This is a genomic window from Paenibacillus massiliensis subsp. panacisoli DSM 21345, from assembly GCF_000426545.1.
Lineage (GTDB): Bacteria > Bacillota > Bacilli > Paenibacillales > Paenibacillaceae > Paenibacillus > Paenibacillus panacisoli.
The window spans coordinates 115672-140512 of the sequence record NZ_AUFO01000009.1 but is presented as its reverse complement, the minus strand read 5'-3'; the positions used below and the strand labels follow the sequence as shown (position 1 = coordinate 140512).

At 51.3% G+C, this 24841-nt stretch carries 23 protein-coding genes; 14 read left to right on the top strand and 9 right to left on the bottom strand.

Translation table 11 applies throughout. The features are described 5' to 3' along the window. Positions 1-241: 241 nt before the first annotated feature. Positions 242-1939, top strand: a complete 1698-nt coding sequence (locus tag K331_RS0107325; protein ID WP_028589770.1) for a glutamine--tRNA ligase/YqeY domain fusion protein — start codon at positions 242-244, stop codon at positions 1937-1939. Between the two features lie 272 nt (positions 1940-2211). Here the strand turns inward: K331_RS0107325 and K331_RS0107320 are convergent, their stop codons facing one another. After that, the gene (locus tag K331_RS0107320; protein ID WP_028589769.1) at positions 2212-2808 is read right to left on the bottom strand and encodes a TetR/AcrR family transcriptional regulator; all 597 of its coding nucleotides are present in this window, start codon (positions 2806-2808) and stop codon (positions 2212-2214) included. Positions 2809-3075: 267 nt separating this feature from the next. Here K331_RS0107320 and K331_RS0107315 point away from each other — a divergent pair, with 267 nt between their 5' ends. Beyond that, complete coding sequence (locus tag K331_RS0107315; RefSeq protein ID WP_028589768.1) at positions 3076-4299, top strand: MFS transporter; 1224 nt, start codon at positions 3076-3078, stop codon at positions 4297-4299. Positions 4300-4416: 117 nt separating this feature from the next. Here K331_RS0107315 and K331_RS0107310 read toward each other — a convergent pair whose 3' ends face one another. Then, positions 4417-5613, bottom strand: coding sequence for an MFS transporter (locus tag K331_RS0107310; RefSeq protein ID WP_036634424.1), 1197 nt, complete (start codon positions 5611-5613; stop codon positions 4417-4419). A gap of 185 nt (positions 5614-5798) precedes the next feature. Between K331_RS0107310 and mobA the strand changes: the two genes are divergently transcribed. From mobA to K331_RS29075, 3 genes are all read left to right on the top strand, one after another. Continuing rightward, the gene (gene mobA / locus K331_RS29080) at positions 5799-6446 is read left to right on the top strand and encodes a molybdenum cofactor guanylyltransferase (RefSeq protein ID WP_051289700.1); all 648 of its coding nucleotides are present in this window, start codon (positions 5799-5801) and stop codon (positions 6444-6446) included. A 139-nt stretch (positions 6447-6585) separates the two neighbouring features. Continuing rightward, positions 6586-7026 (top strand): sigma-70 RNA polymerase sigma factor region 4 domain-containing protein, encoded by a 441-nt coding sequence (locus K331_RS0107300; protein WP_156897621.1) that lies wholly within the window; start codon positions 6586-6588, stop codon positions 7024-7026. Further along, positions 6978-7304, top strand: coding sequence for a hypothetical protein (locus K331_RS29075; RefSeq protein WP_036634376.1), 327 nt, complete (start codon positions 6978-6980; stop codon positions 7302-7304). Before K331_RS0107300 ends, K331_RS29075 begins: the two co-directional genes overlap by 49 nt. Positions 7305-7411: 107 nt before the next feature. On the opposite strand, the gene K331_RS0107290 is transcribed toward K331_RS29075, so the two are convergent. From K331_RS0107290 to K331_RS0107275, 4 genes are read right to left on the bottom strand one after another with little or no spacing between them, the layout of a single operon-like run. Then, positions 7412-8353, bottom strand: a complete 942-nt coding sequence (locus tag K331_RS0107290; RefSeq protein WP_028589765.1) for a 1-phosphofructokinase family hexose kinase — start codon at positions 8351-8353, stop codon at positions 7412-7414. Between the two features lie 47 nt (positions 8354-8400). Further along, the gene (locus K331_RS0107285) at positions 8401-8715 is read right to left on the bottom strand and encodes a DMT family transporter (protein ID WP_018884108.1); all 315 of its coding nucleotides are present in this window, start codon (positions 8713-8715) and stop codon (positions 8401-8403) included. Further along, a complete protein-coding gene (locus K331_RS0107280; RefSeq protein ID WP_028589764.1) occupies positions 8715-9062 on the bottom strand; it encodes a DMT family transporter in 348 nt (115 codons plus the stop codon). The genes K331_RS0107285 and K331_RS0107280 overlap by 1 nt, the downstream gene beginning before the upstream one ends. Positions 9063-9069: 7 nt before the next feature. Continuing rightward, positions 9070-9657, bottom strand: coding sequence for a TetR/AcrR family transcriptional regulator (locus tag K331_RS0107275; protein ID WP_018884110.1), 588 nt, complete (start codon positions 9655-9657; stop codon positions 9070-9072). Between the two features lie 334 nt (positions 9658-9991). Between K331_RS0107275 and cls the strand changes: the two genes are divergently transcribed. Beyond that, on the top strand, positions 9992-11503 hold the full coding sequence (gene cls, locus K331_RS0107265) for a cardiolipin synthase (protein WP_028589763.1): 1512 nt from the start codon (positions 9992-9994) through the stop codon (positions 11501-11503). Between the two features lie 33 nt (positions 11504-11536). Here the strand turns inward: cls and K331_RS0107260 are convergent, their stop codons facing one another. Then, positions 11537-13030: a phospholipase D family protein gene (locus K331_RS0107260; RefSeq protein WP_028589762.1), complete on the bottom strand. Its 1494-nt coding sequence runs from the start codon at positions 13028-13030 to the stop codon at positions 11537-11539. A gap of 255 nt (positions 13031-13285) precedes the next feature. Here K331_RS0107260 and K331_RS0107255 point away from each other — a divergent pair, with 255 nt between their 5' ends. The 8 genes from K331_RS0107255 (at position 13286) to K331_RS0107220 (ending at position 22454) form a co-directional block, all read left to right on the top strand. Next, complete coding sequence (locus tag K331_RS0107255) at positions 13286-14182, top strand: MerR family transcriptional regulator (RefSeq protein ID WP_028589761.1); 897 nt, start codon at positions 13286-13288, stop codon at positions 14180-14182. Between the two features lie 176 nt (positions 14183-14358). Further along, positions 14359-15909 (top strand): phytoene desaturase family protein, encoded by a 1551-nt coding sequence (locus tag K331_RS0107250; RefSeq protein WP_028589760.1) that lies wholly within the window; start codon positions 14359-14361, stop codon positions 15907-15909. Beyond that, a complete protein-coding gene (locus K331_RS0107245) occupies positions 15906-17360 on the top strand; it encodes a phytoene desaturase family protein (protein ID WP_028589759.1) in 1455 nt (484 codons plus the stop codon). The genes K331_RS0107250 and K331_RS0107245 overlap by 4 nt, the downstream gene beginning before the upstream one ends. Continuing rightward, a complete protein-coding gene (locus K331_RS0107240; protein ID WP_028589758.1) occupies positions 17360-18250 on the top strand; it encodes a phytoene/squalene synthase family protein in 891 nt (296 codons plus the stop codon). The genes K331_RS0107245 and K331_RS0107240 overlap by 1 nt, the downstream gene beginning before the upstream one ends. A 1-nt stretch (position 18251) precedes the next feature. After that, complete coding sequence (locus K331_RS0107235; RefSeq protein WP_028589757.1) at positions 18252-18980, top strand: carotenoid biosynthesis protein; 729 nt, start codon at positions 18252-18254, stop codon at positions 18978-18980. Continuing rightward, the gene (locus K331_RS0107230) at positions 18977-19750 is read left to right on the top strand and encodes a lysophospholipid acyltransferase family protein (protein ID WP_028589756.1); all 774 of its coding nucleotides are present in this window, start codon (positions 18977-18979) and stop codon (positions 19748-19750) included. Before K331_RS0107235 ends, K331_RS0107230 begins: the two co-directional genes overlap by 4 nt. Next, positions 19738-20955 carry a glycosyltransferase gene (locus K331_RS0107225; RefSeq protein WP_028589755.1) on the top strand — a complete coding sequence of 406 codons (1218 nt, stop codon included), beginning with the start codon at positions 19738-19740 and terminating at the stop codon, positions 20953-20955. Before K331_RS0107230 ends, K331_RS0107225 begins: the two co-directional genes overlap by 13 nt. Further along, positions 20943-22454 carry a phytoene desaturase family protein gene (locus K331_RS0107220; protein WP_084165379.1) on the top strand — a complete coding sequence of 504 codons (1512 nt, stop codon included), beginning with the start codon at positions 20943-20945 and terminating at the stop codon, positions 22452-22454. Before K331_RS0107225 ends, K331_RS0107220 begins: the two co-directional genes overlap by 13 nt. A gap of 152 nt (positions 22455-22606) precedes the next feature. Here the strand turns inward: K331_RS0107220 and K331_RS0107215 are convergent, their stop codons facing one another. Both K331_RS0107215 and rsgA read right to left on the bottom strand, forming a co-directional pair. Beyond that, a complete protein-coding gene (locus K331_RS0107215; RefSeq protein ID WP_028589753.1) occupies positions 22607-23623 on the bottom strand; it encodes an aminoglycoside phosphotransferase family protein in 1017 nt (338 codons plus the stop codon). Next, the gene (gene rsgA / locus K331_RS0107210) at positions 23620-24624 is read right to left on the bottom strand and encodes a ribosome small subunit-dependent GTPase A (RefSeq protein WP_226383545.1); all 1005 of its coding nucleotides are present in this window, start codon (positions 24622-24624) and stop codon (positions 23620-23622) included. The genes K331_RS0107215 and rsgA overlap by 4 nt, the downstream gene beginning before the upstream one ends. Positions 24625-24841 lie beyond the last annotated feature (217 nt).

The following is a 24841-nucleotide window of genomic DNA, read 5'->3' as shown; positions in this document are numbered from 1 at the left end:
ATGTTAGCTACACATCGTAGGCTAGATATAGTTACACTATATAGAAAAGTGGAACAGAAGTCGTTAACTCTTTTTAACTTTTGGCGGGGAAATTGTGGCTGGCATCAAGCTTTGTGCAGGCCAAGACCGAATACATTGATCTATCCGGCAGGAAAAGGTATATTTAAGAGTAACGAGTTGGAAACTCAGGATAGGACTCTCATGTTCAAAGCTGATTTTATGTAGAGAAAGGTTGATACGTGTGGAGAAGCCAAGCACTCCCCCGAATTTTATCAAGGCGGTTATTGAGGAAGATATTCGTAGTGGCAAGGTAAAGGAAGTCGTTACCCGTTTCCCTCCAGAGCCTAACGGTTATTTGCATATTGGTCATGCCAAAGCGATCTGGATTGATTTCACGCTGGCTGACGAATTCGGTGGCCGCACCCATCTGCGGTTCGATGATACGAATCCTGCCAAAGAGGATATAGAGTACGTTCAGTCGATCCAGAAGGATATCAAGTGGCTCGGCTATGAATGGGAGGCTAAATTCTATGCCTCAGATTACTTCGAAGAAATGTACAAGCGGGCCCAATTACTCATTCGCAAAGGCAAAGCCTTCGTGGACGATCAGACGGCTGATCAGATTCGCGAGACACGCGGAACACTGACAGAGCCAGGGACGAACAGCCCGTATCGTGATCGTTCTGTGGAAGAGAATCTGCAGCTCTTTGCCGAGATGCGTGAAGGCAAGTATGCGAATGGTGAGAAGGTGCTGCGCGCGAAGATTGATATGGCTTCACCGAATATCAACCTGCGTGATCCGGTTATTTACCGTATATCCCATACTCATCATCACAATACCGGAGATCAGTGGTGCATTTACCCGATGTATGCTTATGCTCACCCGCTTGAGGATGCGATCGAAGGTATTACGCACTCGCTGTGCTCTCTGGAGTTCGAGGATCAGCGTCCGTTCTACGACTGGGTCGTAGCGGAGTGCGAGATGGAGAATGTACCTCGTCAATACGAGTTCGGTCGCCTGAACCTGGCCCAGACGGTTACCAGCAAGCGCAAGCTGAAGCTGCTCGTCGACGAAGGTCATGTCGATGGCTGGGATGACCCAAGAATGCCGACGATCTCCGGGTTGCGGCGTCGTGGCTATACGCCAGAGGCTATTCGTGATTTTGTGTATGAGACAGGGATCTCGAAGGCGTACGGGCAAATTGACCTGCAGGTGCTAGAGCATTTCGTACGTGAGGATCTGAAGCTGAAGTCCCCTCGTACAATGGCGGTTATTGACCCGCTCAAGGTTGTCATCACCAATTACCCTGAGGGACAGGTTGAGATGCTGGAGGCTGAGAACAACAGCGAGAATCCAGAGATGGGAGTTCGTCAGATCCCATTCTCTCGTGAAATCTATATCGAGCGTGAGGATTTCATGGAAGACCCTCCTAGCAAGTACTTCCGTCTATTCCCGGGCAACGAGGTTCGTCTGAAGCATGCTTATTTCATCAAGTGCAATGACGTCATCAAGGATGCGGACGGCAAGGTGATTGAGCTTCATTGTACGTACGATCCTGAGACGAAGAGTGGTACAGGCTTCACTGGACGTAAGGTGAAAGGGACTATTCACTGGGTAGAGGCCACTCAGGCAGTACCAGCTGAATTCCGTCTCTATGAGCCGCTGGTTAAGGCTGAAGAAAAGTTGGTAGAGGAAGAGGAGATCGTCGAAGAATCCGGCGAGGAGAAGACGTTCCTGGACGAGCTGAACCCGAATTCGCTTCAAATTATGCACGGTTATGTGGAGCCGAATATGAAGGAAGCACAAGCACAGGATAAGTTCCAATTTTTCCGCCATGGTTATTTCAATGTGGACCCTAAGCTATCCGAGCCTGGGCGTCCTGTATTCAACCGGGTCGTGTCGCTGAAGAGCTCCTTCCAGCTACCGAAGTCCAACTAGGTATAAGCTTACAGGCGCACGGCTAAGAGAGGATAGGGGATAGTTATCCCGGGGAATGCTCAGCCTGTGATGAATCACGCCACGAGTCTTAGCTAGGATCTTGGGCTACAAAGACACTGCCTGAAGGATAACCATAGCCATATAATAGCGCTACTGGCATTAGCCGCAGCCGGACCTGCTGATACATTCAGCTAGGGCCTGTGCTGCGGCTTTTGTTTTTTTAACTTCCAAAGGAAGGAAGCTGGGGCTGCCGTGCAGGAGAGATACGCACATCAGCACCGTTCTTCTTCAAGCAGTGATAGTGTAGTCTCTATGCTGTGCTTGATAAAGGCAGGATCAGGGCCTGACTTCGTCAAGACGGTCAAGCCAATCATCGTGATAACAAGAGATTGAGCCAACGCTCCCGCATCCAAGCTGCTGGAGAGCTCCTTGCTCTGTTGCCCCCTTTCGATGACCTCCTTGAATATAGCCGCTAAATATAGCTGATGCTCACGAGTAAGTATGGCAAATCGGGGATCATGCGGAGCGAGCTCCACCATTGTGTTAATACAGAAGCAGCCGCGCTGGCAGGAGGCAAGTGTCTCATCGACTGCGCCAATCCTCTCGAACAATCCCCGGAAGGCAGCCTTGACGGTGCTCTCTTGCTGTAGCCATGTCCTGATCTGTGCAGCATGCTGGGCGGTATACCTACGGAGTGTAGCCTCAAATAGTCCCTTCTTGTCTCCAAAGGCGGCGTACAGGCTTGGTCGTTGGATTCCCATGGCTTGCGTCAGGTCCGTCAGGGATGTAGCCTCGTAACCTTTCTCCCAAAATACCTGCATCGCAGCATCAAGAGCCTTTTCCGTATTAAACTCACGTGTTCTTACCATAGTGCCCCACCTTTTCATACCGATAAGTATATTAATCATAAAGAAGTGAATCAGGAACGTCAAGCAGGTGAACGTAATCAAGGTACGATGATACATATTCCATATTAATTACAGTGTTAGGATGATTAGCTTGGCGAAATCACGGAGATATTCAAGTTGTTATTGACACTTGTGTAGAAGTTGAAGTATGTTAATTCACGTCTTATATTGTACCTATCGGTACATTATAAAATGAGTGTGATTACTTTCAACTAAGGTGGAATGTATATGAGTGCTAGCAAGGAAAATTCGGTTCATGCTGCCGCATCGTTATATGTATTATCTCGTTCTATAGTTCTCTTATTGGCGCTATGCAGCGGTCTGTCGGTGGCAAATATCTACTACGCCCAGCCTTTGCTGGAGTCTATAGCTCATGAATTTGGGGCGTCACCTTCAATGATTGGCATGGTTGTTACCGTGACACAGGTGTGTTATGCGGCAGGATTACTACTGCTTGTCCCACTTGGAGACCTGTTGAACAAGCGGAGACTGATTGCTATGCAAATGCTATGCTCGGTAGTGGCATTGATAGGGGTGTCGATCTCATCGAACATGACGACTTTGCTCGTGGGAATTGCCATGGTTGGACTGTTAGCGGTTGTAGCACAAACGATGGTAGCCGCCGCAGCTGTATTCAGCACGGCGGCAGAACGTGGGCGTACGGTCGGCCTTGTGACCAGTGGTATTGTTATAGGAATCCTGCTAGCACGTACAGTAGCGGGAACACTGAATGATTGGCTGAGCTGGCGAGCAGTGTATGTTGTCTCTGCAGGACTTACGTTGCTTGGCGGACTTGCACTCTTCTTCCTTTTGCCCAAATCTGAGGCACGTCGGGATGAACGACTGAGCTACAAGCATATGCTTCTGTCGATATTCCAGCTCTACCGTGATCTGCCTGTTCTGCGGATACGCTCTTTGCTGGCGCTGCTGATCTTTACTTGCTTCAGTATCTTGTGGACCTCCATGGTGCTGCCGCTTAGTGCTCCTCCGCTGTCTTTGTCCTACACAGCCATTGGGATGTTTGGACTTGCTGGTGCTGCCGGAGCCTTTGCTGCAGCTCGTGCGGGGGGATGGGCAGATGCAGGCTTCGGCCAGCGTACGACAGGCTTCTCATTGCTAGTGCTACTGTTGGCATGGCTACCCATTGGACTGATCTACCATTCAACCGTGTATCTGGTGGTCGGAGTGATTCTGCTGGATCTGGCTGTGCAGGCGATTCATGTCACGAACCAAAGCCTGATCTATAGAGAGCGCCCAGAGGCGCAGAGTCGATTGACGGCTGCGTATATGATTTTCTATTCGATAGGCAGTGCTATAGGCTCCATCGCTTCTACGCAGATGTATGCTTGGGCAGGATGGGGTGGTGTGTGCTGGTTGGGGGCCGCCGTAAGCGGTCTTACATTATTGCTTTGGGGTTATGAGATGTATAAGAGGCGAATAGTTGAGTTATAGACGGTTCACTGATTGGGAGTCAGATCTGGATGTGCAGGTTGGCACAGGTGCGTGTGTCATTACGCCGCGCGCAGGAGTTGCACGCGGCGTGGAACTCCTTTGTCAACGTTGTCGAGCTCAGGAGATTTCTGTCAGGCCTTCTTCTTGAGGGGGGCTGTACCCATGCTTGCGCAGCATATACCACATAAGACCGAATCCAGTGGCTCCAAGTAGGGCGAGGGTGACACCGACCTTGTACATAATCTCACCGCCAAAGTCCTGGAACAGCCATCCCCCGGCTAAGCCAGCGATAATACCCGAAATACCAGCCCAAGTCAGTGTATATAGAGCCTGACCGGATGAGCGGAATTCGCGGGGCACGAACAACAGCGTCAGCTGTGTGCCTACATAGAAGTAGCCCCCGAAGGTAATGCAGTGCATCCCTTGAATAAGGATGATATGCATCGGGTCCGTGGCAGCGGACATAAGCCACCAGCGTAGCGCGAACAACAGGCTGACCAGTGTCAGACAGCCGATCATCGTCGTCATTTTGCGACCAAGGAGACGATCAAACAGCAGAAAGACGACCACCTCAAGGATGGACGAAGCGAAGACGGCCGCACCGACAGACCCAACCGACCCACCGAGTTCTGTAATGTACAGGGACATGAATGCGCTGTTGATGGCGTTGGGGATCGAGACCAGAATGCCTAATAGAATGAATGTCATGAAGTAGCCGTTCATCAAGATTTTGCCAAAGCCCCGAATATTCACGCTGGGCGCATCCGAGCTGGCACGTAGTGGAGGCAACAGCAGCAGGGCCGCTACTGACGCAATCAGCAGGACTGTAAATATCGTGCTAATACTATTAGCACCAAAGCGGTCAATCACTGGCCCAGCGAGCAGGGCAATGAGAGCCCAGCCAAGTGAGCCCCAGATCCGGAATGAGCCGAATTTGCGATTAGTCCCATCAATATATCCAAGAATCATACTGTTCGTCTGGGTGAATAGCGGACTCTGAAAGAAAAAGAACAGAATCATCGAAGAATAGATCAAGGTATAGGTATGTACATAGAAGATCGCTTGCAAAAAAAGCAAGGTTCCCCCGATCATGATCAACAGGATGCGGCGAATATTTTGGGATCGGTCACAGGCATATCCCCAGAACGGGTTAGCGAAGACAGACACGAAGGGCCCAATCGCCATCAGAGTTCCGATCTCCAGCTTGCTCATTCCGATATCCTGGAAATACAGGGGCAGAAAGCTGCTGAAGATGGCAATGGCACCATACAGAAAGAAATTATATAATTTCAGAGAATGCAAGGGTGAAGGCATCGTTGGTTGCGTATCGTTCTGCAATTACAGCCATTCCTTTCCTGAAGGATGGGTGAAGAGCGGAATGCGAGCATCCGCATAAGCGCTTACTTTTATGTATACTGTATCACTTGTTGAAAAGCTAAACAAACCATGTGTGACATAAAAAAGTAATATTTTTGTAATCTATTTAGAGAGGTAACAATATGGACATAACAGGAATTGTATTAGCTGGTGGTATGTCGAGCCGCATGGGCACGAATAAGGCGGAGCTGCTAATCGAAGGCCAGACTGTTGTACAAAGAATCGCTTCAGAGATGAGCGCTGTAGCTTCAAGGGTGATCATTTCAGCCCAGGATACCGAGGCGTATGCCTATACCGGTCTTGAGGTTGTGGCCGACGTGCACCCGAGGCAAGGTCCCCTTGCGGGATTGTATGCGGGAATGCAGGCATCCCGCACGGAATGGAATCTGGTCTGTGCGTGCGATATGCCCCTGCTGCATGCCGGGGTCTTTCGAGCGCTTGCTGCGTGCATCCCCGAGCAGACTGATAAGGAGCAGCCGCAGTCGTATGAAGGAGCTGCGAAGCCATTGCAGGCTGTTGTACCCACGGTAAATGGGCGCTCACAGCCATTGGCGGCTATCTATCATATAAGCGTATTGCCAGCACTTGAGGCCTGCTTGCAGCAGCAGAATCTTCGTGTGCAGGACTGGCTAAAGGGTATGCATGTGTATGAGATTAGCTCTTCCCCTACCTATGGGTGGGACCCGAGGGAGGCGGAGCAGCTATTTATGAATATGAACCGACCGGAGGATTATATTCAAGTATGCAGGCTGTTGTCACAAGAAGAATAGGTAAGACCATCTGCTGTTAGCAGAAAACAGCCAAAAATTCGTGTAAAAAACGTCTTCCGTACGGCTACACTTTCCAGAATAAATCTTATAATGGGATAAACAGGAACTGGTGTTCCCATTCTGGAATAGGGAGGTACGGATGATGGAATTCAGAAAAAATGATGACTGGAATCGTGAGTATGCAGGCATGCCTACCGAGCACAGTGACGAGCTCAATACTTATCCAGACAGCGACGACGAGTGCCTGCATGATAGACAGATGGAATATTATACGGGAGTAATCCGCCGTAAGGCATGGAGATTGCAATATCAGGCACGATCCAAGTACCGACGCGAAAGTCCAGGTCAAGATTACGAATGGGCTGAGCCGCCCTTCACGAGCACAGTGGAGGGTGACCTCTGGGTCGATCAAGTGTTGGATGCATTACCTTCGGCTACAGGCAGAGAGATTATGAAGGCGCTGTATCTGCGAAATCGTTCAGAGAAGGAAGTGGCTCTTGAATTAGGCATGAGCCAGCAGGGGGTGAATCGATGGAAGCACAAAATGCTGCACCAGCTCCGGCAACAGATGAAGCTGTGAATAAGGTAGCTCTCTGGAGCAGACGCGATCAGTCCGCTTGGCCCGAGATGTCTATGCTGGAGCTTCTGGATATGTTCGAGCCCACGATGCATGAGCTAGCCCGGTTCATTCCCCTACCAAGGGAGGACGCCCTGCAAAGCATGAGGCTAGAGCTGCTGGAGCACTTCAGGTGGAATAGCAGTGTTCAGCGAGAGCGGAGCAGCGGGGAGAAAGCCTTCTTCGACTGCGTACGAGCTGTCTGCAGCAGCCGAAGATATGTCCCTTTAAAATGGAAATAAGCCTTGTATTCAGGGGAAATCAAGCTTCGTGGTACTGCAGTGTAATTTCGTTATATTTACGGTGAGCCACCTTAGGTAGATAAGTCAATCTAAGTAGATAAGTCACCCTATGTAGCTATGGTAATCGTAGCCTGAATGTCAGAGAACAAGTCATTTACGGTGTCTAATTCTATAAAGCCTGCCATCGCATGCATGGCTGCGGCAGTACCGCAGGCTGCACCATAGCGTAGTACCTCCAGTGTGCTTCGTTGCTGCAACTGGGCTGTAACCAGTCCGGCGACCATAGCATCCCCGCTACCTAGCGGGCTAACGATGGAGAGTGGAGGCAGTGAGACCTCGTATAGTCGGCCAGCATGGGCTGCCACTGCTCCTCTTCCACCCATGGAGATCACAACCATTCCTGCACCAGCCTCTGTAAGTCTGAGAGCGGCCTTCTGCAGATGCTCCCTACCGCTCGACTCAGCTCCTGCATAGCGGACAGCCTCTTCCTCATTTGGCTTCACAAGATCAGGCAGCCCCTCTAGTCCTGCAAGCAGAGCCTCACCACTGGTATCGAGAGCTACCTTGGCTCCCTGTGACTTGGCTAACTGGCATAGCTCAGCATACAGATCGACAGGACAGCCTGCGGGCAGACTTCCTGAGAAGATAACCCAGGATGAGCGCGCCGCCAGCAGCTGTACTTTGTTACGCAGAGAGATGAGGTGCTTGCCTTCGACATGGGGTCCTTCCTCAATGCATTCCGTCTGAGTTCCCGTTAGCGGATCAAGCATGGTAATTGCCAGCCGTGTCTCACCGTGACCTATATCTATGAAGTCAGCGGGTACGCCCTCCTGATGAAGACCGTCCAGCAATAGCCGTCCGTTGTGACCTGCAATCAGGCCAGTAGCCGTGACAGGCTGGTTCAGGCAGTGCAGCACTCGAGCGACATTGACTCCTTTTCCCCCAGGAACGGTGATCGGGTCCTGCACTCTGTGTGCTTTGTTCAACGCGAAGCCTGGAAGTGTAAAAATTTTGTCGATCGCTGCATTCAACGTTACGGTAGTAATCATCCTCAAATCGAGCCTCCTCAGAGCTGGTCTTGGTTATGGTGAAGAGATCAGGATACCAGCTTTAGCCCGACAGCCCCGCACAGTACCATCGCTATAAAAATAATCCGTCTGCGTTCACTAGGTTCGCCGAATAACAGCATACCTACAACGGCACTGCCCACCGTGCCAATCCCGGTCCACACAGCATAAGCTGTTCCCATAGAGATCGTCTGCATAGCGTAGGTCAGTAGCGAGAAGCTTATTGCAAACGATCCAGCCATGAGTAGATATGAGGTCCAGCCTTTACGCATCGTAATGCCCTTCATGCCTATAACACCAGTAATCTCCGCGCAACCAGCAATCAATAATGCAAGCCATGCCATCACGCCGTCCCCCCTTGTCTACTGACTGAATCACTGTCTGTAACTAGCTTGAGGCCAATAATACCGGATAGGAGCAGCAGGGTCAGCAGTACCTTCGGCCAACTGAAAGGCTCCCCGAAGATGACCATCTCAGCCATCACGGTGCCTGCCGTCCCCAAGCCGGTAAATACCGCATAGACGGTTCCGATCGGCAGCCTCCGAGCTGCCTGTAAAATGAGATAAAAGCTGGTAGCAAGCGCTACTGCGGTCACAAGCCACTCCAGAACGGTAGAAGCATGCTTAAGCCCGGATACCCAGACAATCTCCAGAAAACCTCCTATAAATATATATATCCAGCCACGTCTCATATCTGTGTTACTCCTCTCCAATGCTCATTCCGTGCCACATAATCGGCCATACGGCCTCGACACGTCGTCTATAAGCTCTTCCCTCATCGTATAAAAGATCCACGATCGTCCCATCAACCATCGTTGTGAATGCCAAGGCTGCCTGGGCCGGGGATGTGCGCAGCAACTTCTGCGAGGCATCCGCCTGAAGCATGTAGGACTGAAGTAGTCTTTCCATCTTCGCATAAAAGGGAATCACTACAGCCATCACCTGCTGTGTGAGATTCACTGGAGGGAAGAAAGACATTCTTAATACAAACTTCGCTGTGCTGCAATTGTGATATTCCCCCTCGATCCAGGCAAAAAAGCCATACAGTACCTCTTCCAGCGTCTTGTGTGCATGTGACGAGAAATAGCTGACGATTCGCCGTTCCTCGAGACGAAATGCATGCTGCACCACCTGAAGAAAAAGATCATCCTTGCTGGCATAATGGGCATACAGAGAAGGGGTCTTGATGCCGACGGCACCTGCGATCCCGCTAAGGGAAGTGCCTTCATAGCCATGCTCGGCAAATTGGGATAATGCTGCATCCCTGATAGTGTGAAGACGAGTCATTTTGAACCTCCCTAACGATCGTTAGGTAACTATCTCACGTTATATGTTAGATGTCAAGGTGGGTGGTGAACAGCTTATGTGCCCAGCTAACGATAAAAAAATAAATAATAAAGCTATCCATTTTGAAGAAATCCATCATACAGAAATCAGGGATGAAAAAAAATATGCTACCCTCCTTGGGAAGTGCCCGTTAATTCATGTACAATGTAAGTTGGTCAACCTGTGCCATGAGCAGCAGGAGTCGGCTGTTCCGCAGTGCCGGGGATGCCCCGGTGTAGTGCTGCAGGGACAGGCCACGAATGGACCGGACCTTCAACCGGAAGTGAGGATGAGTATGAGACGCGGTCTACTGGCACTCTTGATTGCAGCCGTTATTTTTGTAAGCTATTATTTCGGTCTGTTTGGCTTTATCGGTACGAATGAAGGGACAATCATCAGTATTTTCTCCACCTTGTCAGTAATCTCGATTAGCTTGATTATCTTCATGGAGAACCGTAATCCGTCGACGACGATGTCATGGATTCTTCTGCTAGCGTTACTGCCGATTGTAGGACTTCCACTGTATTTCTTGTTCGGGCAAAATGTATTCAAGCGTCGTAAATACAATAAAAAGGCGCTCCTGGATCAGGAGGCCTATGAGCGAATCGATAACTATGCATTGCGTAAGGAGCAGGAGCTGACACGGTTCAGCGAGAATCAACGCCAGCTGCTCCAGCTGTCACGGCGTCTGGCCCGCTCGCCGGTATCCTTTAACTCCGAGACACGGGTGCTCACCAATGGTGAAGAGACCTTCTCGACGCTCCTGGAGGAGCTGCAGAAGGCCGAGCACCATATCCATATGGAATATTATATTTTCCGAGATGATGATATCGGGACTAGCATTCAGCAGATTCTGATTGCGAAGGCCAAGGATGGTGTGAAAGTACGGTTCATGTACGATGCCGTCGGCAGCATCCAGTTATCGAAGGCATTCCTGCGGGAAATGAAGCAGGCGGGTATTGAGGTCGTGGCCTATGGGGGAGCCAAGATTCTCTTCTTCTCCAGTCGAGTCAATTATCGGAATCACCGTAAAATTGTAGTGATCGACGGTACTACAGGCTTCATTGGTGGTCTGAATGTAGGGGACGAGTACCTTAGTCGTAACAAGGCATATGGTTTCTGGCGCGATACACATATGATCGTCAAAGGTGAAGCTGTGCGCACCCTGCAGATTATTTTCCTGCAGGATTGGCTGCATATGACTGATCAGAAGATTCTGGAGCCAGAGTACCTGTCTCCTGATATGGAGCATCGCGGGGATGGCGCCATTCAGATTATTGCCAGCGGCCCGGATAACGAGCGGCGGGCACTGAAGAATATATTCTTCGCCATGATTACGTCAGCCCGCAAGTCTGTCTGGATCGCCACGCCGTATTTCATACCGGATCAGGATATATTGACTGCGCTGCGCACGGCTGCCCTGTCTGGACTGGATGTCAGGCTTCTATTCCCGGCCAAGCCTGATAAGTGGCTGCCCTTCCTGGCATCACACTCGTATTTTCCGTCCTTACTGGAGGTAGGGGCGAAGATCTATGAATATGAACGCGGATTTCTCCATTCCAAGCTCCTCATTATTGATGGGGAGATGGCCACGATCGGCACGGCCAATATGGACATGCGCAGCTTCCATTTGAATTTCGAGGTCAACGCTCTACTGGTCGATACGGAAAGTGTCCGCCGCATTGTGTACGATTATGAACGGGATCTTAAGTACACGAAGGAGATCGTCCATGAGGAGTTCATGAACAAGCGCATTACCAAGCGTGTGCTGGAATCAGCTGCAAGGCTGCTATCTCCACTGCTGTAACTGCCAAGGAAGACAGCTAGAGCCTAGAGAGCATTAGAACGTGGTAAAGCCCAGTATATTCTGCAAATGATACACGATATCCTTGAGGAACACCGTATCCTCGAGATAGGCTTCAAGGGCAAGACTGTACTCAGCATCGCGGTTATTCCAGATACGGTCGAAATAATCACGAACCTGAATGGCCAGAGGACTATCGCCAGGAGCAGCTACCCATAGCTCATTCTCCAGGTTCAGATCTTTCAGATTCCGCTTGGTGAAATTAGTGGAGCCTCCAACGATTAAGTGGGGACCCTGAGCCTTGGCGATATACATCATTTTCGTATGATACTGCTCAAACGTGGTGTTATACCACCGAATCTGGATGCTACCGTTCGATTTTTCATTTAATTCATCCGCTACAGGGCGATTCGGGATACCGACCTTCTCCTGTCCGAAGGCATTTTCATTCGGGTCCAGCAGCAGCTGCACCTTGACATCGCGGCGATCAGCTTCCAGCAGTGATTTCAAGACCGCTCTATCCGCCAGATAGAACATGCCCATGTGAATGGTATCTCCTTTATCCGTTTCCTGAATCATTCGTAATACTTCCTGACAGACCTTCCCTTCGGTCAGATACTTCATCTGGTACAAGCCCTGGTCAGGGGAGGTTATCTGCTGTAGCTGTGATTGAACGTCTGGAAAAGGAGACTCACCGGATAGGCGCAGCACAGCTTGCTCACTCTCAATGATCTCTGCGATGATGGGGCCGCTTACCTCCAGTGCCATATTCGAATGATAGGCGCTTGCGTCATGGACATTGCCTGAGGAAATTAAGGCGCTCTTCTCGCTGGCGACCAGCTTGCGATGATTGGCCTTCACATTTAGTAGCTTAAGGTAAGATCTGGCCGTCATCTTAGGCCCCTCATCTGCCATTAGGTTGGGCAGCCATCCGGTGCCTTGCTGACCGAACCATTGAAAAAAGGTGCGCCAGACGGCGGAGTACAGCGGTGTAGAATCCCTTAGCGGATCAACATTTGTCTGCACGACACGAATGCCCGCCTGCTGCAGACGGGTCAGTAGCGAATTGGGACCCGAGTGATAGTTGGTATTAATTTCATCCGTAAGGAACAGAATGTCCATTTGTGGGCGTTCTGTTTTTTTATCAATTAAAGCCTTCGTGAGCTGGGCGCTTACTAACGGGAAGTGCTGATCACTATGTGTATAGCCGTTGAACAGGAACATATCAATGACGAGAAATTGCTCAGCTTCATCGACGATCTGCAATATGCGGTCTGTAATCTGTGCCTCCTGGGTGAGCTTGCCTTCTGCCGAGGGATAGGTCAGGTCTGTCCAGAAGCGGATGTCATCCGTGTGGTATAGTTCACTCTCGTAAGAGATTCCCGCAGGCAACGGCTTATTCGTTTGATATAGCATCACAGCCCCTAGCCATAGGCATAGTCCCACCAGAGTGCATACTACTGGATGCTTGCGAAGGAACTTTCCTGCTTGATTCTTGAAGGAGCCTGCCTTTAGTTGTGAAGATTGCATGTGCGTTCCATCCCCCTTATCTTCCATGCTCCTATTTAACGCCATCAGTGTCAGAGTGACGCACAGCAAATGCATCGACATTCGGATTTTACAGGTGTATAATCGCCGTATATTGTTTGTATAAGGTTCCTTTTCGTGTGAACGCTGATGTCCTGATACGGAGTATTCAGTACGGAAGTCCAACTCCTTTTTTACTCAAGAGCAGAGAGGACCGTGTAAATTTTCTTCTTGAAATGATTGAAAGTGGTGAACAGGATGTACACGATTCGACAGGTGTCTGCCATGCTGGGTATTCCCTCCGTCACACTTCGCGCCTGGGAGAATAGATACGGAGCGGTGCAGCCGCAGCGAACCGAGACCGGATACCGCACTTATAGCATAGAGGATGTCAACGACCTGCGGTGGCTCAAGGAGCAGGTAGAGACTCATGACGCTCCCATCTCTCAGGCTGTTAAGCAGCTGAAATCGCGCAAGCAGCAGAGCGAGAGCCTTCACCCCACCATGGAGCACATGGCCCAGGACTCGTATAGTGATCTCGCAGAGCGGATCTACCAGGTATTGCTTCGGTTCGATGCGGCGCAGGGGCACTCCATGATTGATATGGGATTCACGATGCATGGCTATGATGCCATGTTCTACAGAGTGCTATCTACCATCCTCATTCGGGTCGGAGACGATTGGGAGCAGGGCAGGGCGACAGTGGCTCAGGAGCATTTTATTACTCAGCTCATCTCGCAGCGTTTCTATCAATTCTTCTATCTGTTTCCGGTTAACACCCGCTATCCAAAGGCGCTGGCCATCTGTCCAGAGGGCGAGCACCATCAGGTTGGGCTGCTTCAGTTCGCCCTGTTTCTTCGCAAGAAAGGAGTAGACGTACTCTACCTGGGTGCGAATACACCACTCGATGGATTGCGAGCGTTGATCTCAGATCAGCACGTTGAACTTATCTGCATGTCTGTAACCGGAGTAGAGCGTGTCGTACAGGCGGATCAGATGGTTCAACAACTGCACAAGCAGCATCCCTCTCTTGACTTTATTCTAGGCGGTAAAGGCTATGAACAAGCGACAGCACCCCGCTACCCGCAGTGGATTGTGAAGCAGCACCCTGATGACTGGCAGGAATGGTTCGGCACGAAATTCTCAGATATCTGATATCTGACTTGTGAACGTTTGATAAATAGTTAAAATTATTCTCTTTTCATTTCTGTATAAAATTCGTATTATGATTGTATAAGGTTTGTATACTTATTTTGTACAGAACGGAGTTGTATCCGTTCGAGCTGTTTAATAATCATTATAAAAAGCTTGTAATGCGAAGGGAGTACGCGATGAGCAAGGATCACTCCACAACACGTGTCTCGGTGATTGGCGCAGGTCCGGGGGGCCTCGCCGCTGCCATGCTGTTGGCCGCTAAGGGATATCATGTCGATGTGTATGAGAAGCAGCCGCGCATCGGTGGTCGTTCCTCCCGGCTGGAGCTGGGGGAATACCGCTTTGACCGCGGAGCCACTTTTTTGATGATGCCATCCTTATTGGAAGAGCTGTTTGAAGCAGCCGGGCGCTCTGTCCATGATTATGTGGATTTGAAGAGACTCGACCCTCTGTATGCTTTGCATTTCGGAAATACCGTATTCACACCATCATCTGATCTGGAGCAGACTGTCGCACAGATTGAGAAGCTGTTCCCGGGTAACGGGGAAGGCTACAGGCGGTTCATGCATGAGGAGCAGTTGAAGTTCGACCGTGTCTCGCCTCTGCTACGAAGACCTTTCACGGGCTGGACCGACTATCTGCGATCAGATCTGCTGCGCGCTCTGCCGAGGTTGCATGCGCTCGATACAGTCTACGGACGGCTGTCCAAATACTTCACGGATGAGCGTCTTCGCTGGGCCTTCACCTTTCAGTCGAAATATTTGGGGATGTCTCCGTGGGAATGTCCGGGCACCTTCACCATCCTGTCCTTCATGGAGCACCGTTATGGTCTCTATCACCCGATTGGGGGTGTGCATGCACTCTTTGATGCTATGGCTAAGGTCATCCAGGAGTATGGAGGGGCTATTCATATCAGCTGCGGGGTCCGGGAGGTCACAGTAGAGCGGGGCAGAGCAACCGGGTTGATCCTGGACAATGGAGAACGAGTGGAGTCCGATCATGTTGTCGTGAATGCTGATTTTGGTACGGCGGTAACGAAGCTGTTCGCTCCTGGAGTACTGAGGAAGTACACGCCAGCTCATATGGAACGCAAGAAATTCTCACTCTCGACCGTGATGCTGTATCTAGGCATTAAAGGCACAGTGGATCTTCCCCACCATTCGGTTCATTTTGCAGAGGACTATCGCCAGAATGTCGATGACATTACCAAGCATATGCGGCTCTCGGAAGATCCTTCGATCTATGTGCACAATCCATCACTGCTCGACCCGACGCTGGCTCCTGCTGGCAAGTCTTCACTCTATGTATTGATGCCCGTCCCGAATCTCGGAGCGGATGTAGACTGGGACCGGGAACGGGACGCTGTATTGGAAAAGCTGCTAGCTCGACTGGAGCGCATTCCTGCGCTCGCCGATCTTCGGACTCGGATCGAGGTGGCCCATCATATGACCCCGCTGGAGTGGCAGAACGAGCTGGATGTCTATAAAGGAGCAACCTTCAACCTCGCGCATAATCTGGGACAAATGATGGCACTGCGACCACACAACCGATTCGAGGAAGTAGAGGGAGTATGGCTGGCTGGAGGGGGTACGCATCCGGGAAGCGGCCTGCCGACCATCTTCGAGTCTGCCCGTATTAGCGTGGATCTGATCGAGCGCGAGGATCGGCGTCATAGACATCGCACTACCGTCATGCACAGTGCAGCAGATACGAGGCAGAGCTTATGAGCAAACGTATAGCGGTTGTTGGATCAGGCATTGGCGGATTGACCAGTGCATTGTTGCTAAGTCATAGAGGCTACGAGGTTACCGTGTATGAGCGGTCTGATCGTCTTGGGGGCCGAATTGCCTATGAATCGGATGGTCACTACCAGATCGATCAAGGGCCTACGATTGTGTTGTTGCCTGAGGTTATTCACGAGATCCTGGAGCAAGCGGGTATGAGCCGCGAAAGCCTTCGTTTTATACCTTGTGATCCACTCTATCGCATCCACTATGCCGATGGGCGAATCATGACCAAGTATAGAGACACGGAGCATCAGGCAGAGGAGCTGGAGCAGATATTTCCAGGAGAGGCCGCTGGCTTTCGACGATTCATGGCAGATATGTCAGAGCTATTTCCAGCCGGTCGTGCTTCCATACTCGAACAGGATTTCCCGAGCTATCGCTCATTCTTTACGCGTGAACGACTATCCTTACTGCGCAGGCTGAAGGCCTACAAGAGCATGCGTGGCGTAATCGGTGACTATTTCCGTACCGAACAGATGAAGGATGCCTATTCTCTCCAAAGTCTATACATTGGAGGGGCGCCTTTCTCGACACCTGGTATTTACTCTCTTCTGCCCTATGCTGAGCATGCATACGGTGTATGGATGCTAGAGGGCGGATATGCTTCATTGCCAGCTATTCTAGGTGAAGAATTGAAGAGGAGAGGCGTCACGTTCCGACTCCATACAGAGGTGCAAAGTCTATCTGTAGTGGATGGCGTATGCCGTGGACTGACCAGCGGGTCAGAGACGGAAGCCTATGATGGTGTGCTGTACAATGGCGACTTTCCGAATATTCACAATCTACTTGATGCCGGGACATTTCCGGCAAAGAGAAGGTTCCGTCCATCTTCTGGCTGCGTCTTGCTGTATATTGGCGCGAATCGACGCTGGGAGAAGATGCTGACCCATCAATTTTTCCTGCCGCAGAGTCTTCAGGCCAATCTGAAGCAGGTGTTCCGCCATTCGCAGCTGCCGGAAGATCCGTCGTTCTATGTGTTTAATCCCGCAGCCCTTGATTCGAATGCGGCTCCTGCCGGGGAGAGTGTACTATATTTCCTGATTCCTGTCCCGAACAGCACAGATATGTTCTGGGAGGAAGGAGCTGAGGCATTGGCTGAACGGGTCATTGCAAGCGCAGAGGTGAGAGGCTTTGACGGTCTGAGACAGTCCGTGAAATGGCTGAAGATTCGTACGCCACTGGAGGCAGAGCGCGATGGTCTCTATGGTGGAGGCAGCTTCGGTATCGCCCCGGTATTATGGCAGTCTGGTGTCTACAGACCGCAGCAGCGACCATTTCCTATTCGGCGCTTGGCTGCTGCGGGGGCATCTGTCCATCCAGGCGGAGGTGTGCCGATCGTCATGCAAGGGGCCAGAATGGCCGTTAATCAACTGATAAAGGAGTTGGAATAATGACACACCCGGAGATGATGCTGGAATCCGTATTCCATTCATGTGAGCAGATGATTCGCAAGGGCTCTTCGTCTTTTTATCACGCATTTAGCGGGCTACCCTCACCACGGAAGGAAGCCGTGTATGTGATTTATGCCTTTTGCCGGATGATTGATGATAGTGTAGATGAGCCGGAGCGCTCACCATATTCCATTTATGAGCTAAGAGAGCATTTTATGCAGCTCGACCGAGCAGAAGGACACTTTATCTGGCCTGCACTTCGCTGGCTGTTCGTGACCTTCCCGCAGCTGGATCAGCAGCCGTTCCTGTCGCAGATGGATGGCCAATTGCGTGATCTGTCTGTGACGCACTATGATTCGATGGAGCAATTGGAGGATTACTGCTATCTGGTAGCCGGTACAGTCGGAGAGATGCTGCTGCCTGTACTGCGAGAGGATCGAAGTGAGGCTGCTGTCGAAGCGGGAATCCGGCTGGGCAAGGCAATGCAGATCGTCAATATCATGCGTGACGTCGGGGAGGATCGTGACCGCGGACGCCGTTATATTCCACTGGAGCTTATGCAGAAGCATGGTTACTCTGAGGCGGCATGGCTGCGTGGTGAGATCAGCTCTGACTTCAAAGCGATGCTCGGTGAATTGAAGGGGATAGCATTGAACTGGTTCCAGGAGGGACTGGCCGATGTAGAGTCATACCCGCCAGCTAGCGGGATGGCTGTAGAACTGGCTGCCACCTTCTACGCTTCCATACTTAATGCTATTGAGGATAACGATTATGATGTGTATACGAAGCGGGCCTTCGTCAGCGACGAGGATAAGCATATGATGTTCGGACTCATCCTGGCGCAATATGATGCGCATGTCATGGAGGCCGCTTCAACAGCGGTGTCCTGAGATGATTCATATCGTATTTTGGGCATGGTATGCCATAGGTACATTGTTGCTGTGGACGATTGGTGTACCAGATGTACTGCAATTTTCAAATGGACTGTTTCTCGTATTCTACGGCCTATATGCGCTATCTCTGGTGTTCACACTGTCCGACCAGTCAGTCAAATGCTGGCGAAGAGGTCATACCTGGCTTGCAGTGGCCGTGATCTGGACTGGAGGAATGTCCGTCGAATGGCTGGGGGTGCATACAGGCTGGCCATTCGGTCAATATGAATATTCACGTATTCTGGGCTGGCATCTGTTCGGCGTTCCTGTGACGCTGGGCTTTGCCTGGATTGGCGTGGTATGTAGTGGGGCGCTTCTGGCGAGCAGGCTTCCAAGGGGCCGTTCTAATCTATGGATTAGAGCCTTGCTTACCGCAGCCTTGGCAGTGCTTCTGGATCTGGTGCTTGATCCCGTGGCCCATCTGCGGGGCTTCTGGTCCTGGGAGGCGGCAGGCGGGTTCTATGGGGTGCCCCTCAGTAATTTTGCAGCCTGGTTCATTGTAGGTGGGCTGCTCTCACTGATACTGCCAGCCTTGCAGCCAGATGCTCGTCGGGACCTACGAGCCGTGAGACTGTATCAGCTGATACTGCTGATGTTCGGCGTCCTTGGGCTTCAGGCAGGCTTGTGGTGGTGCGGGTTGGTGATGGTGCTCGGTATGTTGCTCGCGGAAGGGAGTCGAAAGATATGATCGCCGCCGCTAAATCACGACAGTTCCACAAGATCTTCCGCCGATATAACGAGTGGTATTTGCTGCGACGCGCCTTCCGCTCGGTAGCGGCTGCAGGATCGCCCGATCCAGATATCGCTGGTAGCAGACCTGTGCTCTATATAATGAACCATAGCTCTTGGTGGGATGGCCTATGGTTCTATCATGCTATCCAGCGTTTGTCCCATGCAGATTGGGCGCAATATTATGTCATGATGGAGGAACGACAGCTGTCCTCCTTTCGTTTTTTTCGGCGGCTCGGGGCGTATTCAATTGATCGTGAACGGGTGTCCGATATTCGATCAAGCTTCAAATATACGGCTGGGCTGTTGAACCAAGGCCACCGTGTACTGATCTATCCACAAGGTACAATCACGCATGCGGATGCCGGACCGCTGGAGTTCAAGCGGGGGGTGGCTGTAATTCTGCAGCAGGCTCCGAGTACACTCGTGGTGCCCGTCACCGCCTATCATGGGCTACTTCAGCATGATCGTCCAGAGGTGACTCTTCGCTTCGGTGAAGGGCTGCGCCCTCCGAACGATACATGGAGGAGCATGACGAGCCGGGAAAGTGTTGACCTGCTGAAATCTGTGTTACAGAGGCAGTTGGACCGGCATCGACTTGAATTCGTCCAGTCGCTGGGTGCTGCGTCGGAGTCGGACCCGAATTACATTCAATTGCTTCCAACGGGGCAATCCATCAGTGAGATTTACAGCAAATGCAGAGCTAAGGTGATACCATGGAACCGCTAGTAGAGGGGTGCATGGTTATCCTGCTGGTCATTGGCTGTGCTCTGCTCCTGCAATGGGGCTTTGCCCTCTGGAATGCATCTGTCCTACCTGTACTGGGGCAGTCGGATGGCTTGAATGCAGACAGCCTTAGATTCGAGGCTAGGGAGTCCTCTGGGAAGCCTGTATTATCCATTCTGATTCCTGCCCGAAATGAAGAGTCCCATATTCAGGCCTGTCTGGAGCATGTACTGTCATGCGATCGTCAAGGAATCACACTGGAGCTACTTATCTTGAATGACAGGTCGGAGGATGCTACTGCTGCGCTTGTAGAGGAATGCATTGCCCGCCAGACTACAGCAAGTGTGGACGATTCATCGCTGAGCATCCGCATGCTTCAGGGAGCAGAGCCTCCCGGGGGCTGGCTTGGCAAATCTTATGCCTGTCATCAACTGGCGACTGCGGCACAGGGCACTTGGCTGTTATTTCTGGATGCGGATGTGCGTCTAGCGCCGGATGCTCTGCAAGCCGCTCTGCGGACAGCAATGGATCAAGGCAAGGGTTTGATCACAGGCTTTCCGCGTCAAGTGACCATGACCTGTCTGGAGAGACTGATTGTGCCAATGATGATGTTCACGATTATTTGCCACCTTCCCATAGTCCTGATCAAGCATTCGCGCTCACCGTTGTTCGTTGCAGCTATGGGAGCCTTCCTGCTAATTCACAGGGACAGCTATTCGGCAGCTGGTGGACACGAGGCTATTCGGGCTGCGATGGTGGATGATATGAGTCTCGCCCGTGCAGTCAAGCGAGCCGGGCATCCGGTCACGCTTGCTTCAGTGTTCACTCATGTTCATATGCGGATGTACTGTAATGCTGCAGAGGTGTGGAATGGCTTCACCAAAAATGTATATGACGGAATTGGCAGGAAGCCCTGGCTGCTGGTCCTGTTAATTCTAAGCTACAGCGTAATGTATCTCATCCCTGTGCTAATACTGGGAGGGGCTGTGGTTTTAGGAGAATCGACTCTGGCTGGCGTATCTCTGGCTGCTGTTCTTCTGGGAATGGCGATCAAACGCACAGCTGACAGAGCGGCAGGAGGCCAGCCCTTATGGCATGCGGCGCTCTTGCCGCTATCCATTATCGGATTATTGCTGATTGCCATCCGATCTTGGTATGGAGCTGCTTCGGGCAAGGGCTATTACTGGAAAGGTAGATGGTATTCATGAGTGACGGAGTTATGTCTGGAAGGTCTGCGGGAGCTATCGTCATCGGTGGTGGCATCGGTGGATTGTCGTGTGCCATCAGACTTGCAGCCGGAGGTGTCCCTGTGAAGCTGCTGGAGAAGCAGCCACGAGTGGGCGGCAAGCTACAGCGTGTGGAGCTGGAGGGGTATTATTTTGATCGCGGTCCGAGTACGATAACGATGCCTGATGCCTTCCGCGCAGTATTTGCTTCGGCAGGTGCAAGGCTGGAGGATTACTGTGAGCTGTATGAATTGGAGCCACGCACGCGAAATATATTCGCGGATGGGACGATTGTGGACCTCAGCAAGGACCGGGTGTGGATGAAGGAGCAGATTGCGTCCTACAGTACTGCCGATGCACAGCGCTATGATGCCTTCATGCAAGAGGCGGCAGCGCTGTATCGGGAGGCGGACGCACGTTTCTTACATAAGCTGCTGTTGGGGCCGCGTGACAAGCTGAATATGGGTATGCTTCGCGGCTTGCTTCGGGTTCGTCCGTGGCTGACCCTGCACAAGCTGCTGCGCCGATATTTTAGCCATCCTCATACGCTTGCGATGTTCGGAAGATATGCCACCTATGTGGGCTCATCCCCCTATCAGTCACCGTCTATCTTCGCCATGATGGCCCATCTGGAGGGAGACCTTGGCGTGTATGGTGTAAGGGGTGGGACCTCGGCACTGGTCGACGGGCTGGAGCAGCTGGCTATGGAGTGTGGGGTAGAGATCATGACCGGAACCGAGGTGGAGCGGATTGTGGTCGGAAATGGAAAAATACAGGGCGTCGAGACGACAGTCGGCTTCTACCCTTCCTCGCTGGTCATTGCGAACGGAGATGTACTATCTGTGAATTCAAGGCTGTTGGCCTCGTCAGAGCGTCCATCAATGAGCGATGCCAGAATAGCCGGGTATGAGCCCTCGTTGTCTGGCTTCGTGACGTTAGCGGGGATTCCCAGGCAATATGAGCTGCTACGCCATCATACGGTCTTCTTCCCGGAGAACTATGAGCAGGAATTCGAGTCCATATTTGTCCAGAAGCAGCCACCAGTGGACCCTACCATATATATTTGCTATTCGGGCTACTCCGAGGCCGGACTTGCACCTCCAGACGGGAGTAACTTGTTCATACTGACCAATGCCCCGTATGTATCAGCACATTGGAACTGGGAGCAGGAAGCAGAGGCTTATCGAGCTCGACTGCTACGCAGACTGGCGGCATGTGGAATCGACGGCTTGGAGCATGCTGATGTGCTGCTGAGCTATACCCCGGAGCGGCTCGCGGCTGATACTTATGCACATCGGGGAGCGATCTATGGCATTTCCTCCAATTCAGTCCGACAGACCTTCGCAAGACCCGGGAACAGAAGTCGCGATGTAGAGGGGCTGTGGTATGTCGGGGGGACGACGCATCCCGGAGGCGGGACACCCATTGTTGCGTTATCTGGCCAGTTGGTGGCTGAGCGTATTTTGCAGGAGAGAACTTAAATGTGTGTACATTCCACTGTTGATCCACCGACTGGAATGTTCCGTGTTTTCTAGGACACCATAAGCAAGCCTCAGCAATATTCTAATGGAGTATGAAAGAAACTCCGAAAACCCACTACATAGAAGGATTTTCGGAGTTATTTTTTTAAGGGTCAGCCCTGCACAGAGCTATCCTTCATTTTATAGATATTTTGAAGCGTACGGACAAGGTTAGTCTTCTCGTCATCGTCCTCTGTATGGATATATCCTTCCACCAGCCTGTATCCGAATACGAGCAGGATTATCTCATAGACGCAATGATCGGCGATAGAGGCTCCATCCGCATAGTCCGAGAAGCCTTTATAATACGCAGGGACACATCGCTGATAGTATTCTACCATGTGGTCGATATCTGCTTCATCGGCAATCAGGCTTGCGAGATCTTCACCAAGGTAGCCCCATCCGGATGTATCCCAGTCAATGACCGCGATGTTCCCATCAGTATAGAACAGATTGGTCACCCAGAAATCCCGGTGGCAGAGCACGAGGGGTAATTGTTCGATACGAGCGAATATCTCGTCTGCGTGCTCATCAATGTCGATGAGCATTTGCCGGACGTGCTGAGGGAGTTCGCAGTTCTCTGAGCGTATATAATCGTAGACAACGGGCCATGACCGGTAATGCAGATACGTGTTCTTCATAAGATCAGCATTGCTCAGGTTGGTCAGGCTTTGCAGCACAGGAGGTTGCTCAGCATACAGCTTGCCTTGATAGCGTCCTAGCTCCCGTGCGAGCTGTTCGTACATGTCACCGGTTAAGTTCGAACCTGTTACACCATCGATATATTCCAGCCACAGCTGGAATTCATCTTCTTCAGCATTCATCTTGGCGTGATAGCAGGTCGGCCAGCGAAAAGCAGCCGAGAACAACGATCCCAGATCGGATATATAGAGATCATATTCACGGCGCCATGAACCCGGATCGCCGTAGCGTGCCCATTTCTTCTGAGTTTTCAGTACGATCTGGTACGTCAATTTTTCGCCATCCGCAGCTTCGGCGCTACCTGTTACCAGGTGCACATCTGCCACAGTTCCGCCCTGCAAAGGGATGGTTTGGTAATCTGCTGATGAGATATCCTTCTTGAACCGTTGGCCTAAGACATAGATTAGCGTCTCGAATTTAATATTCATTTCTTCCGCCCTCCGTTCTTCTTCGTTTGCTTGTTCAGCATCGCGATTGTCTTGTCTCGAGCTCTCTTGTCGATGAGGTAGCTTGTTTTGTCATTGACATACTTGCTTTCATGTCGCTGAGCAACGTATTGCTCCCACCGTTCATGAGGCAACGAACCGTCAGCAAGCGCGGAGAGCACGGCACAGCCTGGCTCGGCCTGATGGCGGCAATCCGAGAATCGGCATTGAGAGAACCATTTTTCAACATCGGTAAAGCTTGCTCTTATACCTTCGTCAGCGGCAAACAGCCCAAGCTCACGCATACCCGGCGTATCGATGACCATTGCACCAGAGGGGAGTAAAAACAGCTGACGGTGTGTTGTCGTATGGCGCCCCCGGCTGTCGCCCTCCCGGATCGCCTGAACCTTCATTACGTCCTGTTCTATCAATGCATTGAGCAGAGAGGATTTGCCTACGCCGGACATGCCGAGAAAGACGACTGTGTTACCAGGCATCAAGTAGGGACTCAACTCGTTCAGCCCCATGCCTGTGTGACTGCAGATCGCGTGAACTGGTACATCGGGGATACTTTGTGTGATTTCCGCTAGTGGGGCATTCATTTCCTCCACGAGATCAGCCTTGGTCAGAATGATGACGGGTTGGCCGCCACTCTGTCTGGCTTGTGTCAGGTACCTCATGATGCGGGCAACGTTGAAATCCCCATTCAGAGAAGAAAGAATAAACACATAGTCAAAGTTGGTGGCAACAACTTGCTCTAACACGGTTCTGGCAAAGCTTGCGGCATGCCCTGAGTAATCCGCGCGTGAGAACTTGGAGCGGCGGGGTAGTACCGTAACGATGAGAGAATCTCCACTCTCGTTGTGGTGCAATAGGACAAAATCACCGACGCACGGAAAGTCAATGCGCGTCGCCGAGCTATGGTAGAACGTTCCTTTGAGCACCGCTTTTACTTCGCCCATTCCAGTCATGACCGTGAAGCGCTCGCGTCGAAGCTCCGTCACCCTGCCGGGCAATAATCCGTCGGGAATTGCTTCTATTTCTGTGTAGCCATAAGTTTTCAAATCAATCATGGTTGTTGATTAGCTCCTTTAATGTTGTTTTTGGACGCAAAAATGCCACGGACAAGCAGCCTCTAAAGAAGCTGCTGTCGCGCGGCATCAGGACGCAAAAAAGATACGACCTTCATCGTATCCTGCAAACAGCAATATTCACGAAAGG